The 13675-nt window shown below is 76.0% G+C and carries 14 protein-coding genes; 5 read left to right on the forward strand and 9 right to left on the reverse strand.

Annotated elements, in window-relative coordinates; all coding sequences use genetic code 11:
* Positions 1-3: 3 nt before the first annotated feature.
* Together ACI780_RS15800 and ACI780_RS15805 are read left to right on the forward strand one after the other, a co-directional pair.
* Positions 4-2115 (forward strand): PTS fructose transporter subunit IIABC, encoded by a 2112-nt coding sequence (locus ACI780_RS15800; RefSeq protein ID WP_456869938.1) that lies wholly within the window; start codon positions 4-6, stop codon positions 2113-2115.
* A 54-nt stretch (positions 2116-2169) separates the two neighbouring features.
* Positions 2170-2430, forward strand: coding sequence for an HPr family phosphocarrier protein (locus ACI780_RS15805; RefSeq protein WP_089402746.1), 261 nt, complete (start codon positions 2170-2172; stop codon positions 2428-2430).
* A 177-nt stretch (positions 2431-2607) separates the two neighbouring features.
* Here the strand turns inward: ACI780_RS15805 and ACI780_RS15810 are convergent, their stop codons facing one another.
* From ACI780_RS15810 to pdhA, 5 genes are all read right to left on the reverse strand, one after another.
* Positions 2608-3066, reverse strand: a complete 459-nt coding sequence (locus ACI780_RS15810; protein ID WP_457004070.1) for an SRPBCC family protein — start codon at positions 3064-3066, stop codon at positions 2608-2610.
* Between the two features lie 85 nt (positions 3067-3151).
* Complete coding sequence (locus ACI780_RS15815) at positions 3152-4315, reverse strand: AGE family epimerase/isomerase (RefSeq protein ID WP_456869936.1); 1164 nt, start codon at positions 4313-4315, stop codon at positions 3152-3154.
* Positions 4316-4438: 123 nt separating this feature from the next.
* Complete coding sequence (locus tag ACI780_RS15820; protein ID WP_456869935.1) at positions 4439-5962, reverse strand: dihydrolipoamide acetyltransferase family protein; 1524 nt, start codon at positions 5960-5962, stop codon at positions 4439-4441.
* Between the two features lie 3 nt (positions 5963-5965).
* On the reverse strand, positions 5966-6943 hold the full coding sequence (locus ACI780_RS15825) for an alpha-ketoacid dehydrogenase subunit beta (protein ID WP_456869934.1): 978 nt from the start codon (positions 6941-6943) through the stop codon (positions 5966-5968).
* Positions 6943-8082: a pyruvate dehydrogenase (acetyl-transferring) E1 component subunit alpha gene (gene pdhA / locus ACI780_RS15830; protein ID WP_457004073.1), complete on the reverse strand. Its 1140-nt coding sequence runs from the start codon at positions 8080-8082 to the stop codon at positions 6943-6945. The genes ACI780_RS15825 and pdhA overlap by 1 nt, the downstream gene beginning before the upstream one ends.
* Before the next feature lie 215 nt (positions 8083-8297).
* On the opposite strand from pdhA, the gene ACI780_RS15835 reads away from it, so the two are divergent.
* A complete protein-coding gene (locus tag ACI780_RS15835) occupies positions 8298-8795 on the forward strand; it encodes an Lrp/AsnC family transcriptional regulator (RefSeq protein WP_456869932.1) in 498 nt (165 codons plus the stop codon).
* 9 nt (positions 8796-8804) lie between these two features.
* Complete coding sequence (locus ACI780_RS15840) at positions 8805-9881, forward strand: M42 family metallopeptidase (RefSeq protein WP_457004075.1); 1077 nt, start codon at positions 8805-8807, stop codon at positions 9879-9881.
* Here ACI780_RS15840 and ACI780_RS15845 read toward each other — a convergent pair.
* Complete coding sequence (locus ACI780_RS15845; RefSeq protein WP_457004077.1) at positions 9871-10125, reverse strand: DUF3253 domain-containing protein; 255 nt, start codon at positions 10123-10125, stop codon at positions 9871-9873. The genes ACI780_RS15840 and ACI780_RS15845 overlap by 11 nt on opposite strands.
* Positions 10126-10178: 53 nt before the next feature.
* Between ACI780_RS15845 and ACI780_RS15850 the strand changes: the two genes are divergently transcribed.
* Positions 10179-10697, forward strand: a complete 519-nt coding sequence (locus ACI780_RS15850; protein ID WP_457004079.1) for a hypothetical protein — start codon at positions 10179-10181, stop codon at positions 10695-10697.
* A 28-nt stretch (positions 10698-10725) separates the two neighbouring features.
* On the opposite strand, the gene ACI780_RS15855 is transcribed toward ACI780_RS15850, so the two are convergent.
* The 3 genes from ACI780_RS15855 to ACI780_RS15865 form a co-directional block, all read right to left on the reverse strand.
* Positions 10726-12057, reverse strand: a complete 1332-nt coding sequence (locus ACI780_RS15855; RefSeq protein ID WP_457004081.1) for a serine hydrolase domain-containing protein — start codon at positions 12055-12057, stop codon at positions 10726-10728.
* A gap of 15 nt (positions 12058-12072) precedes the next feature.
* Positions 12073-12390, reverse strand: a complete 318-nt coding sequence (locus ACI780_RS15860) for a DUF3817 domain-containing protein (protein ID WP_457004083.1) — start codon at positions 12388-12390, stop codon at positions 12073-12075.
* 157 nt (positions 12391-12547) lie between these two features.
* Positions 12548-13672 (reverse strand): C40 family peptidase, encoded by a 1125-nt coding sequence (locus ACI780_RS15865; RefSeq protein ID WP_457004085.1) that lies wholly within the window; start codon positions 13670-13672, stop codon positions 12548-12550.
* Positions 13673-13675: the final 3 nt, after the last annotated feature.

The raw sequence follows: 13675 nt of genomic DNA on the forward strand, positions 1-13675 counted from the left end.
GTCATGTCAGCACTGATCACCCCCGAGCTGGTCGTCCTCGACGCCGATCTCGGCTCCGACAAGGACGCCGTCGTGCGCCGGCTGGCCGGTCTCGTGGCCGACGCCGGCCGGGCCACCGGCGCCGAGGCGCTCGCCGGTGACGCCCTGGCCCGCGAGGCGCAGGCCGCCACCGGGCTGCCCGGCGGCATCGCGATCCCGCACTGCCGGTCGGCCGCGGTCACCCAGGCGTCGCTGGCGTTCGCGCGGCTGGCGCCCGGCGTCGACTTCGGTGCCGCCGACGGCCCGGCCGACCTGGTGTTCCTCATCGCCGCCCCCGCGGAGGGCGACGCCGACCACCTGACGCTGCTGTCGGCGCTGGCCCGGGCCCTGGTGCGGCCGGACTTCGTCGCCGCGCTGCGCGCCGCCGCCACGCCCGCCGACGTCGTCGCGCTGGTCGAGGAGGTCGTGTCCCCGACGCCGGCCACCGGCGCCACCGCGGCGACCAGCACCCCCGTGCCCGCCACCGCCCCGGCGCCGGAGTCCGCCCCGGCCCGCCGCCGGCTGGTCGCGGTCAGCGCCTGCCCCACCGGCATCGCGCACACCTACATGGCCGCCGACAAGCTCACCGCGGCCGCGCAGGCCGAGGGCGTCGACCTCGCCGTCGAGACGCAGGGCTCCTCGGGGTCCACCCCGCTGGACCCGGCGGTCATCCGCGACGCCGACGCGGTCATCTTCGCCGTCGACGTCGGCGTCCGGGACCGCGACCGGTTCGCCGGCAAGCCGGTCGTCCAGTCGGGCACCAAGCGGGCGATCAACGAGCCCGAGGTCATGATCCGCGAGGCGCTGGCCGCCGCCGACGACCCGAACGCCCGCCGGGTGCCCGGCGGCGGGGCTGCCGACGCCGCCGCGGCCGCCCCCGCGGGCCGGCCGAGCACCGCCACCGAGATCCGCCGCTGGCTGCTCACCGGCGTCAGCTACATGATCCCGTTCGTCGCGGCCGGCGGTCTGCTCATCGCGCTCGGCTTCCTCTTCGGCGGGTACCAGATCGTCAACCCGAACCCCGACGTCGAGGGCCAGAGCTTCGCGCTGAGCTGGGCGCTCAACAACTCCTTCCTCGACCTGCCCTCCGCGGCACCCCTCGAGGGCCTCAACGACGGGTTCTGGGGCTACCTCGGGGCGCTGTGCACCGTGCTCGGCCAGGCCGCGTTCGGGTTCCTGGTCCCGGCGCTCGCCGGCTACATCGCCTACGCGATCGCCGACCGCCCGGGCATCGCGCCGGGGTTCGTCGTCGGCGCCGTCTCGGTGACCATGAGCGCCGGCTTCCTGGGCGGCCTGGTCGGCGGCATCCTCGCCGGCCTGGTGGCGCGGTGGATCGCCTCGTGGAAGCTGCCCACCGGAGTCCGCGGGCTGCAGCCGGTGGTGATCATCCCGCTGCTGGCGACGCTGATCTCCAGCGGGCTCATGGTGGCGGTGCTCGGCCGCCCGCTGGCCGCTGCCGTCGAGGGCCTGGGCAACTGGCTCAACGGCCTGAGCGGCACCTCCGCGGTGCTGCTGGGGATCATCCTCGGCCTGATGATGTGCTTCGACCTCGGCGGCCCGGTGAACAAGGCGGCCTACCTGTTCGCCACCGCCGGCCTGGCCTCGCAGACCAGCGGCTCGCTGGTCATCATGGCCACGGTCATGGCCGCGGGCATGGTCCCGCCGCTGGCGATGGCGCTGTCCACCGCGATCCGGCCGAAGCTCTACACCCCGGCCGAGCGCGACAACGGCAAGGCCGCGTGGCTGCTCGGCGCCTCGTTCATCTCCGAGGGCGCGATCCCGTTCGCCGCGGCCGACCCGCTGCGGGTCATCCCGTCGATGATGCTCGGCGGTGCCACGACCGGCGCGATCGTCGCCGCCTCCGGGGTGGAGCTGCGCGCCCCGCACGGCGGGATCTTCGTGCTCTTCGCGATGAACGGGATCGGGATGTTCCTGCTGGCCCTCGTCGTCGGCACCGTGGTCGGCGCGCTGGCGGTCACCGTCGCCAAGAGCATCGGCCGCCGGAAGGCCGACGCCGTCCCCGAGGACGCCGTCGACCTCGCCCACGCCCACAACGCCGCCCCCGCCTCCACCGTCAGCGCGCCCGCTCGCGCCTGACAGGGCAGGCTCGACCCCGACACCCACCGATACCCCGAGAAGCGAGGACGTCGAATGCCCAGTCAGACCGTCACCGTCGGCTCCCGGGTCGGCCTGCACGCCCGCCCCGCCGCGCTCATCGCCGAGGCCGTGGGCAAGGCCGGCGTCCCGGTCACCCTGGCCACCCCCGGCGGCAACCCCGTCGACGCCGGCTCGCCGCTGATGATCATGACGCTGGGTGCCCAGAAGGGCGCCGAGGTCACCGTCACCAGCGACGACCAGGCCGTCGTCGAGCAGATCGCCGGCATGGTGGCCGCCGACCTCGACGCGGAGTAACCAGCACCGACGACGGCGCCCGCCCCCTCGCGCGGAGGGAGCGGGCGCCGTCGTCGTTTTCGTGCTGCGCGTGCGCCACGATCAGGGTCCCTGATCGTGGGGCATCCTCCCTCACGGTGGGACGTGCGGGAGGACGCCCCGGGATCAGGTCACCTGATCATCGCGCCGCCGCCGCGCTCAGCGCTGGTCGGGCCGCGGGACGTCGCCGCGCCAGGCGCCGGTCTCGCCGCCGCGGCTCTCGATGAACTCCTTGAACCGCTTGGCGTCGGCCTTGACCTGCCGGTCGTCGAAGCCGAGCGCGGCGCCGACCTTCTCGACGACGCCGGTCGGCTCCCAGTCGATCTGGATCATCACGCGGGTCTTGTCGTCGGCGAGGCGGTGGAAGGTGACCACCCCGGCGTGCTTGGCGTCACCGCCCGTGCTCGCCCACGCGACCCGCTCCTCGGGGTGCTGCTCGGTGATCTCCGCGTCGAACTCGCGCTTGACGCCGTCGATGTTGGTGATCCAGTGGGTGCGCGTGTCGTCGACCTGGGTGATGCGCTCGACGCCGCCCATGAACTGCGGGAACGACTCGAACTGCGTCCACTGGTCGTAGGCGACACGGATCGGGACGTCGACGTCGACGGATTCCTGCACGCTGGCCACGGGAACGCTCCTCGCTGCTCGGGATGTCGTTGCGGTGACCTCGCCCTACCCCTCCCCGCGGGGGCGGACACACCGGTCACCGCAGCGCGGCGGCCACGCTCCCCCGCACCGGCCGGCCGTCGAGCAGCAGCATCTGCGCCAGGTGGTAGGCGTCGGGCTGGCCGGTCCAGGTCCCCGTGGCCACCTCCCCCGACGGCGTCAGCTCGTGGTGCCAGCTGCCGGTGGCGGGGTCGGCGAACCGTTCCTCGCCGTGCGCCCGCCAGGTGGTGGCCAGCTCCCCGTACCGCGCCTCGCCGGTGATCGCGGCCAGCACGGTCGCCGCCGCGACCGCCTCGCACAGCACCCAGTGCATCCGCGCGGACACCACCGGGCGGTCGTCCCAGTCGAGCGTGTACGGGAAGCCCGGTGCGCCGTCGGCCGCCCAGCCCCGCCCGGCGGCGGCGCGAAACAGCGCGACGGCGTCGTCGAGCAGCCAGGCCGGCGGGTCGTCGAGGACCGCGCGGGCGTGCAGGGCCAGCCGCGCCCACTCGAACTGGTGGCCGACGGTGACGCCGTAGGGCCGGAACGGGTCGGCCGGGCGGTCGCGGTTGAAGCCGGGCAGCGGCGTCCAGTCGGCGGTGAAGTGCTCGGGCAGCCGCCAGTCCCGCTCCCGCGCCCACCCGTGCACCACCCGCTCGAGGCTGCGCAGCGCCCGCTGCCGCAGCCGGTCGGCGTCGGCCCCGCCGAGCGCGTCGGCCGCGGCGAGGGTGGCCTCGACGCCGTGCATGTTGGCGTTGGCGCCGCGGTAGTCCGACAGCCGGGACCAGTCCGCGGTCCACTCCTCGACGGCGAGGCCGGCGGCGTCGTCCCAGAACCGCCGGTCCCAGACCTCCAGCGCCTCCTCCAGCAGGGCGCGGCCGCCCTCGATCCCGGCGGTGGTGGCCGTCGCCCCGGCCAGGACGGCGAAGGCGTGCACGTAGGCCGCCTTCGTGTCGTCGTCCTCGGTGCTCCGCCAGCCGCCGTGCGCGCCGTCGTGCAGCGGCCCCTCGCGCAGCGCCGCCACCCCGGCGGCCGCCGGCTCCTCCGCGCCGGGCCGTCCCAGCAGGGCGGCCAGCCCGAAGACGTGCGTCATCCGGGCGACGATCCAGGTCTCCTGCGGCCGGCCGGACTCGACCGTGCCGTCGGAGCCGAGGTAGCCGAAGCCGCCGCCGGGCAGCCGCGAGCGCGCGGCGAAGGCCAGCAGCCGGTCCAGGTCGGTCACCCGGTCATCCTGGGCGCCCGGGGCGGACCGGGCCACCCCGTCGGCGGGGACCCCGCCGGGCCCGACCCCTCCGGGGACGACAGCGGGCCCTGCCGGGATCCGGCAGGGCCCGCTGTCGGGCGCTCAGTAGGCCAGCGCGGTCCGGGGGTCGGAGAGCAGGGCGCCCACGTCGGCGAGGAACCGGCTGCCGAGCTCGCCGTCGATGACCCGGTGGTCGAACGACAGCGCGAGCTGGGTCACCTGCCGCACCCGCACCTTCCCCTTGTGCACCCACGGCATCTCGCGGACGGCGCCGAAGGCGAGGATCGCCGACTCGCCGGGGTTGAGGATCGGCGTGCCGGTGTCGACGCCGAACACGCCGACGTTGGTGATCGTGATCGTGCCGCCGGTCATGTCGGCCGGCGCGGTCCGCCCGGCGCGGGCGGTCTCGGTCAGCTCGGTGAGCGCCCCGGCGAGCTCGGCCATCGACAGCCGGTCGGCGCCCTTGACGTTGGGCACGATCAGCCCGCGCGGGGTGGCCGCGGCGATGCCGAGGTTCACCTGCCCGTGGACGACGATCTCCTGCGCCTGCTCGTCCCAGGAGCTGTTGACCATCGGGTGCCGGCGCGCGGCCAGCAGCAGCGCCTTGGCGACGAACAGCAGCGGGCTGACCTTCACCCCGGCGAACTGCGGCCGGGCGGCGATCTCCGACCGCAGCCGCATCATCCGCGTGACGTCGACGGTGAGGAACTCGGTGACGTGCGGCGCGGTGAACGCGCTGGCCACCATCGCCGCCGCCGTCGCCTTGCGCACGCCCTTGACCGGCACCCGCTCGCCGGCGACCGGGGCGGCGGCCGGCGAGGGGACCGCCGCGAGGTCGGGGACCAGGTCGGCCGTCAGGTCGGTGCCCTGGTCGGGAGCCGGGGCCTGCGGCGCGGCGGCCGCGGCGGTGACGTCCTCGCGGGTGATGACCCCGCCGGCGCCGCTGCCGGTCAGCGCGGTCAGGTCGACGCCGAGGTCGCGGGCGAGCTTGCGCACCGGCGGCTTGGCCAGGGGGCGCACCCGCCCGTGGCCGGGCGAGACGGGACGGGAGGGGGCGGCCGCCTCGGCGCGGGCGTGCGCCTCGGCCTGCCGGCCCACCTCGAGCCCGCCGTGCCGCACCGGCTTGACGGTGGCGTCGGGTGCGGTGGCCAGCAGCGGCGGCCGGTCCTGACCGCCGGAGCCGTAGTCGGCGCCGACGGGGGCCGGGCCGGCGTGCACCGCACGGCGCGGCCGGCGGCGGGCCTCGGTGGTGCGCGGGCCGTAGCCCACGAGCACCGCCGTCCGCCCGCCCGGGGCCGCCCCGCCGATCAGCCCGGCGGCGGGCTCGGCGGACTCCGCGGCCGGCGCGGCACCGCCGGCCGCCGGCGCGGGCGCGGGGGCCTCCCCGCCGGTGTCGATCGTGATGATCGGCGTGCCGACGTCGACGGTCGTGCCCGGCTCGAACAGCAGCTCGGTCACCGTGCCGGCGTAGGGGGAGGGCAGCTCGACGGCGGCCTTGGCGGTCTCCACCTCGCACAGCGGCTGGTTGACCGTCACGGTGTCGCCGACCGAGACCAGCCACTGGAGGATCTCGCCGTCGGTCAGGCCCTCCCCGACGTCGGGCAGCTTGAACTGGCGCAGTGCCATCGGTCAGAACTCCATCGCGCGGTCGACGGCGTCGAGGACACGGTCGAGGTCGGGGAGGTACTCCTCCTCGAGCTTCGACGGCGGGTAGGGGGTGTCGTAGCCGCCCACCCGCAGCACCGGCGCCTCCAGGGAGTGGAAGCAGGTCTCGGTCACCCGGGCGGCGATCTCCGAGCCCAGGCCCAGGGTCACCGGCGCCTCGTGGACGACGACGCAGCGCCCGGTGCGCCGCACCGAGTCGAACACCGGGTCGAGGTCGAGCGGCGAGAGGGTGCGCAGGTCGACGACCTCCAGCGAGCGGCCCTCCTCGGCGGCGGCCTCGGCGGCCTGCAGCGCCGTCTTCACCATCGGGCCGTAGGCCAGCACCGTGACGTCGTCGCCGCCGCGGACCACCCGCGAGGCGAACAGCGGGCCGGGCGTGGCGTCGGTGTCGACCTCCGCCTTCTCCCAGTACCGGCGCTTGGGCTCCAGGAAGACGATCGGGTCGGGGTGGGCGATGGCCTGCTGGATGCCCCAGTAGGCGTCGGCGGGGTTGCTGACGGCGACCACCTTCAGGCCCGGGGTGTGCGCGAAGTACGCCTCCGGGCTCTCGCTGTGGTGCTCGACCGCGCCGATGCCGCCGCCGAAGGGGATCCGGATGACGATCGGCATGGGCAGCCGGCCGCGGGAGCGGGCGTGGATCTTGGCGACCTGCGTGACGATCTGGTTGTAGGCGGGGAAGACGAACCCGTCGAACTGGATCTCGCAGACCGGCCGGTAGCCGCGCATGGCCAGCCCGACGGCGGTGCCGAGGATGCCGGCCTCGGCCAGCGGGGTGTCGACGACGCGGTCCTCGCCGAAGTCCTTCTGCAGGCCGTCGGTGATCCGGAAGACCCCGCCCAGGCGGCCGATGTCCTCGCCCATGAGCAGGACCTTCGCGTCGTCCTCCATCGCCCGGCGCAGGCCGAGGTTGAGGGCCTTGCCGATGGTGAGCGTCTCGGCCATCAGTGCTCGCTCCCCTCGAAGGAGGCCTGGTAGGCCTCGAACTGCGCCTGCTGCGCGGCCACGAGCGGCGTCTGCTCGGCGTAGACCTGGTCGAACATCGCCGTCCCCGGGGGGTCGGTCATCTCGGTGGTGCCCGAGCGGATGCGCTGCGCCAGCTCGTCGGCCTCGGCCTCGACGGCGTCGAAGAACTCGGCGTCGGCGATGCCGGTGCGCGAGAGGTGGGCCTTCACCCGCGCGATCGGGTCGCGCAGCTTCCACTCCTCCAGCTCGCTGGCCAGCCGGTAGCGGGTGGGGTCGTCGGAGGTGGTGTGCGCGCCCATCCGGTAGGTGAAGGCCTCGATGAACGTGGGGCCCTGGCCCTCGCGGGCGGCGGTGAGCGCGGCCCGGGTGACGGCGAGGACGGCGAGGACGTCGTTGCCGTCGACGCGGACGCCGGGGAAGCCGAAGCCGGCCGCGCGCTGGTAGAGCGGCACCCGCGACTGCCGCTCCAGCGGCACGCTGATCGCGTACTGGTTGTTCTGGCAGAAGAAGACGACCGGCGCGGAGAAGCTCGCCGCCCAGATGAAGGACTCGTTCACCTCGCCCTGGCTGGTGGCGCCGTCGCCGAGGAAGGCCAGCGTCGCGGTCTCGGCGCCGTCGCGCTGCAGGCCCATGGCGTAGCCGGTGGCGTGCAGGCACTGCGCGCCGATGACGACGGTGTAGAGGTTGAAGCCGGTGGCGACCGGGTCCCACCCGCCGTTGTCCACGCCGCGGAACAGGCTGATGACGTGCAGCGGGTCGACCCCGCGGGTCCAGGCCACGCCGTGCTCGCGGTAGGTGGGGAAGGCCGTGTCGCCGTCGGCCATCGCCCGGCCGGCGCCGATCTGGGCGGCCTCCTGGCCCAGCAGCGAGGCCCAGATGCCCAGCTCGCCCTGGCGCTGCAGCGCGGTGGCCTCGACGTCCCACCGGCGGACCAGCACGAGGTCGCGGTAGAGCCCGCGCAGCTCCTCGGCGGAGACGTCGAGCGGGTAGTCGGGGTGCTCGACCCGCTCGCCCTCGGGGGTCAGCAACTGCACCAGGTCGGGCTGCTGCGGAAGGTGGGGCGCGGCCGCCCCGGGTACGGGGTCGACCATCTCGGTGGTCGCGCTCGACACGCTCACGCGCTGCTCCTCGCCGTCGTCCGCGCTGCCGGGGTCACCGGCCGGTCGCGGTGCTGGACGTCCTGTGGCGCCGGGGTTGTGGCTCCACTCACACATCGTGACACGTCCCCCGCCGGTAAGGAGCACACCACCCCCCGATCGGGATGCGCAAGGCCGCCACGGCGGACTGAGCAGGATGCGTTTCGGGAGCGGCCGGCACGTGCCAGACTGGCGCCGTGCCCGCCGGTCCCGAGCGCCTCGACGCCACCGACGCGCGGCTGGTGCAGGCGCTCGACGCCGACCCGAGGGCCACGGTGCTGGCGCTGTCCCAGCAGCTCGGGCTGGCCCGCAACACCGTCCAGGCGCGGCTGGCCCGGCTGGAGTCCGGCGGGCTGCTCGCCCCCTTCGCCTCGCGGGTGCGCCCGGAAGCGCTCGGCTACCGGCTCAGCGCCTACGTGACGGTGCAGGTCGTGCAGCGCGGCCTCGAGGAGGTCGCCGCCGCGCTGGCCGCGATGCCCGAGGTCCTGGAGGTGACCGCGCTGTCCGGCGCGGCGGACCTGCTGGTGCGGGTGGTCGCCGTCGACGCCGACGACCTGTGGCGGCTGACCGAGCAGGTGCTCGCCCTGCCCGGGGTGGAGCGCACCGACACCGCCCTGGCGCTGCGCCGCTACGTCGACCACCGGGTCGACCCGCTGCTGCGGCGCGCGGCGGGAGAGGAGCCGCCGTCCGGGTAGGGGTCCCCGGTGACCGCCGAGGCCCCGACCCCGCTGCCCGACCTGCTCGGCGAGCTGCTGCGCACCTACGGCCCCGGCGGGCAGGAGGAGGCGGTGCGCGACGTCGTCCGGCGCGAGCTCGAGCCGCTGGCCGACGAGACCACCGTCGACGCCGCCGGCAACCTGGTCGCGCTGCTGCACGGGACGGACCGGTCCGCCCCGGCGGTGCGGGTCACCGCGCACCTCGACGAGCTGTCGATGATGGTCAAGCGGGTCGAGCCCGACGGCACGCTGTGGGTGACCTCCCTGGGCGTCATGTACCCGGGCAACTTCGGCCTCGGCCCGGTCGCCGTCCTCGGCCGGCGGCAGACCCTCACCGGCGTCCTCACGCTCGGGTCGGAGCACACCACCGCCGAGAGCACGCGGATCTGGCAGACCAAGCCCGACCAGGGCGGACAGGCGATGGACTGGTCGCACGTGTACGTCTTCACCGGCTGCTCCGCCGAGGACCTCGCCGCCGCCGGGGTGCACCCGGGGACGCGGGTGTGCGTGCACGCCGACCGGCGCGGGCTGACCCGCCTCGGCGCCTACGTCGGCTCGTACTTCCTCGACGACCGGGCGGCGCTGACCGCGCTGGTGGGGACGGCGCGGCTGCTGCGCGGGCGCCCCCGCGGCGACGTGTACCTCGTGGCCAGCACCAGCGAGGAGATGGGCGGTGTCGGTGCCTCCTACGCCGCCCGCACGCTGCCCGGCGACCTCACCATCGCCCTCGACGTCGGCCCCGCGGAGGCGGAGTACCAGGTCACCGTCGACGGCGGGCCGGTGGTGGCCTACGCCGACGACGCCGTCGTCTACGACCGCGCGGTCGCCGACGCGCTGGTCGACGTCGGCACCGAGCTGGGGCTGCAGCCGCAGACGGCGGTGTGGCAGTCCTACGACTCCGACGCCTCCCAGGCCCAGGCGTCGGGGCAGTCGGCGCGGGCGGCGCTGCTGAGCCTGCCCACGCTGAGCACGCACGGCTACGAGGTGCTGCACTCCGGCACCGTCGACCGCACCGCCCGGCTGCTCGCGGCGTTCCTGGCCCGGCCGCTGCCGGTCAGCGGCTGACCCGCCGGATCCGGACCGGGCCGCGGGCGGTGGCGACGTCGACCACGGCACCACGCCGGGTCACCTCGACGGCGCCCGCGGCGGCCAGCCGGGCGGCCGCCGCCCGCGCCCCGGGCATGAGCTCCCGCCAGCCCTGCGGGTCGACGGCGCGGGCGGCCTCCGAGGGGCAGATCGTGGCGCCGGGCGCGCGGGCGTCGAGCAGCGCGCCGATCGCCCGCTCGAGGGCCGCGCCGACGTCGTCCACGTCCCCAGCATGCGCCGTTTGCGCTGGTGAGCGCGACGGGTAGGGCGCCGTCCATGGCGAAGCGCACCCCCGTGGGGACGTTCGGCAAGGGCAAGCGGGGCATCAGCACCCTCGGCTGGGCGCTGCGCGGCGCGGCGGCGGGGGCGGCGGGGTCGACCGCGCTCAACGCCGTCACCTACCTCGACATGACCGTCCGCGGCCGGGGCACCAGCTCCACGCCCGAGGAGACGGTGGAGCGGCTCGCCGAGAAGGCGCACGTGCCGATCCCGGGCGACGAGGAGCACCGGCAGAACCGGGTCCAGGGCCTCGGGCCGATCACCGGGCTGGTGGCCGGCGTCGGCGTGGGGGTCGGCGTCGGGCTGCTGCGGGCGTCGGGCTTCCGGTCGCAGCCGCTGGTGGGCACGCTGCTCACCACGCTCGCGGTGCTGGTGGCCGCCAACGGGCCGATGACGGTGCTGGGCGTCACCGACCCGCGCACGTGGTCGGCGGCCGACTGGGCCGCCGACGTGGTGCCGCACCTGGCCTACGGCGCCGTCGTCAAGACCACCATGGACGCCTTCGACCGCCCGTAGACGCGTGCGCTTCCGCGGAAGTGCACGGTCAGGGGGCGGTCCAGCCCCGGGGGTCGACGCCGCCGGGCACGGGGGCGGCGGGGTCGTAGGGCTCGCGGGTGAACACGAACGTGCCCAGGTCGAGGTGGTCGGGGGCGATCCGCAGCGTCTCACCGGCGTAGTAGCCGTCCAGCCCGAGCCACGTGCCGTCGTCGCAGCGGCGGAACCGGCTGGCCCGCCCGGCCCGCCCCGGCAGCGGCCCGAGGTGCAGCAGCCCGCCGGGCACCGCTCGCAGGGCCAGTGGCGCCGGCCCCCAGTACCAGACGCCGAGCTGCTCGAGCGGCACCGGCGAACCGGCCGGGCGCCACGGCTCGACCACCTGCGGCTCGGCGGCCCGCAGGTCGGCGAGCAGGCCCGGGACCAGCGCCGAGTCCAGCCCGCTGGTGGTGTTGGCGAGCGACACCCCGCCGGTGCCCTCCTCGCGGTCGACGAAGACCCCGGCGAGGAACCCCGGCATCGAGCCGCCGTGGCCGGTGAGCGTGCGGCCGTCGACCCGCAGCACCTGCAGCCCCAGCCCGTACGCCGACCAGGCCGGTGAGGAGGGGTCGACGCCGGCCGGCACCGCCATCTCCTCCAGCGTGGCCGGGGAGAGCACGTCGCCGGTGTCGCCGAGCAGGAAGGCGGCGAAGCGGGCGAGGTCGGCGAGGGACGCCCACAGCTGGCCGGCGGCGGCCATGACCCCGGCGTGGTGCTCGGGCTCGGGCAGGACGACGTCGGCCCACGGGTGCACGGCGTACCCCTGCGCGGCGCGGCCCGACGGGCGCGGCGTCGTCCGGGCCATGCCCAGCGGCGCGAGCACCTCGCCGGTGACGACGTCGTCCCACGGCCGGCCGCGCAGCCGCGCCACCAGCTCGCCGAGCAGGCCGAAGCCGAGGTTGGAGTAGTGGAAGCGCCGGGCCTCGCCCAGGACGACGTCGCCGCCGGTGAGCGCGAGGTCGGCCAGCGAGCCGCCGGGCACCCGCTCCCACCAGCCGCCGGGGCTCTCGGCGGACGCGCCGGCCAGGTGCGACAGCAGCTGCCCGATCGACCGGTCGCCCAGCGGCGTGCCGGGGACGTGCCGGTCCAGCGGGTCGTCCAGGCCCAGCCGGCCCTCGTCGCGCAGCCGCAGCACCGCGACCGCGGTGACCGTCTTGCTGATCGAGCCGAGCCGGTACTGGACGTCGGTGTGCGGCTCGGCGACGTCGCCGCGCCCGGCCGACCACGCCAGCCCGCCGTCGCGGACGACGCCGGCGACCAGGCTCGGCGCCCGGCCGTCGCGCTGGGCGCGGGCGGTGCGGGCCAGCAGGGTGCGGGCGGTGGCGGGCAGCACGGGCTCGGGCATGCCCGGAACGGTAGGTCAGGCCCGCGCGGGTGCCGCGAGCCTCCCGGTGCGGCCGGCCCAGCGCTCGAACACCACGGTGGCCAGCGGCGGGATCGAGGCGGCGAGCGCGAGCAGCGTCGTCCACGGCGACCAGCGCAGCACCCGGGACGCGACCAGCGCGACGGCGACGTAGGCGACGAACACCGCGCCGTGGACCGGGCCGAACACCTGCACGCCGACCTCGGAGGTCTCCGGCACGTACTTGACGTACATGCCGGCGAGCAGGCCCACCCAGGACAGCGCCTCGGCGACGGCGACGACGCGGAAGGCGGTGGCGACGGTGCGGGGGTTCATCGGTACGCGGTCCTCAGGCGTCGGCGGCAGCTCCGCAGGGACCAACGCGGCAGCCGGTCCCCCGGCTCCCCGTCCCGCTGTGACGCCGGTGACGTGCCGGAGCGGCCGCCCTCCAGGGTCCCGCGCCGAGCGTGCGAGGCGGGGGGAGGGTGGTCCTTCAGCCGATGCGGCGGGCTCCGGAGTAGCTGCCCATCGAGTCGATGCTGGCCACCTTGACGACGTCGCCGGAGGTCGGCGCGTGGACCATCTGGCCGTTGCCGATGTAGATGCCCACGTGGCTGACCGGGCTGTAGAAGAAGACCAGGTCACCGGGCTGCAGGTCGGCCTTCGACACCGCGGTGCCCATCTGCGACTGCATCTTGCTGGAGTGCGGGAGGCTGATCCCGGCGGCCTGGAAGGCGTACTGCGTCAGGCCGGAGCAGTCGAACGAGCCCGGCCCGGCGGCCGCCCACACGTAGGGCTTGCCGCGCTGGGCCATGGCGGTGGCGACGACGGTGCCGGCGACGCCGCTGGCCGGGGCCGGGGCCGCGGCCGGCGCGGAGGACGCGGTGGGGGCCTCCTCGGCGGCGGGCTCCTCGCGGTCCTCGTCGCGGCTGGCCCGCTGGTCCCCGGCGGCGTGCGCGGCGGCGGCGGCCTCGAGCGCGGCGCGCTGCTCCTCGGCGCTGAGCCGGGAGAAGTCGGCCTGGTAGGCGGCGATCTGGCCCTCGAGGTCGGCCTGCTGGGCGGCCACGGCGTCGTACTGGCGCTGGGCCTCGGCGGCGGCCTCGGCGGCCGCGGTCTGCGCGGCGGTGGCGGTCTCGGTGGCCGCGACGGCCTGGCCGAGCAGCTCGCCCTGGTAGCCGGCGACGCCCTGCAGGAGGCTGACGCGGTTGACGAACTCGTCGGCGTCCTCGCTGGTCATGAGCGCCTGGAACGAGCCCATGCCGTCGCCGGTGTAGGCCGACCGGGCGATCCCGACGACCTGCCGGCGGGCGGTGTCGACCTCGGCCTGCGCCTGGGCGAGGGACGCGGCGGCGGCCTCGGCCGCGGCCTGCTGGGCGGCCAGTGCCTCCCGGGCCTCGTTGAACTGCTCGGTGACGACCTCGAGGTCGTGCCCGCGGGCGGCCACCAGCTGCGCGGCCTCGGCCGCCGTGGTGGGCTCCTCGGCCAGGGCCGCGGACGGGACGACCCCCACGCCGACGCCGAGACCGAGGGCCCCGGCGAGGACGAGGGCGGCGCGGCGGCCGGGCCGGCGGTGCGGGCGGCCGGTCGCGCCGGGGACGGACGTGCGCAGGGACGCCACGCG

This window comes from Geodermatophilus sp. SYSU D00814 (assembly GCF_054050055.1).

Excerpts from the sequence above, each read along its gene's own strand:
- ACI780_RS15800 (WP_456869938.1), top strand. The coding sequence starts at position 4 with ATGTCAGCACTGATCACCCCCGAGCTGGTCGTCCTCGACGCCGATCTC.
- ACI780_RS15805 (WP_089402746.1), top strand. The coding sequence starts at position 2,170 with ATGCCCAGTCAGACCGTCACCGTCGGCTCCCGGGTCGGCCTGCACGCC.
- ACI780_RS15820 (WP_456869935.1), bottom strand. The coding sequence starts at position 5,962 with ATGGCACTGCGCCAGTTCAAGCTGCCCGACGTCGGGGAGGGCCTGACC.
- ACI780_RS15825 (WP_456869934.1), bottom strand. The coding sequence starts at position 6,943 with ATGGCCGAGACGCTCACCATCGGCAAGGCCCTCAACCTCGGCCTGCGC.
- ACI780_RS15850 (WP_457004079.1), top strand. The coding sequence starts at position 10,179 with ATGGCGAAGCGCACCCCCGTGGGGACGTTCGGCAAGGGCAAGCGGGGC.
- ACI780_RS15855 (WP_457004081.1), bottom strand. The coding sequence starts at position 12,057 with ATGCCCGAGCCCGTGCTGCCCGCCACCGCCCGCACCCTGCTGGCCCGC.
- ACI780_RS15860 (WP_457004083.1), bottom strand. The coding sequence starts at position 12,390 with ATGAACCCCCGCACCGTCGCCACCGCCTTCCGCGTCGTCGCCGTCGCC.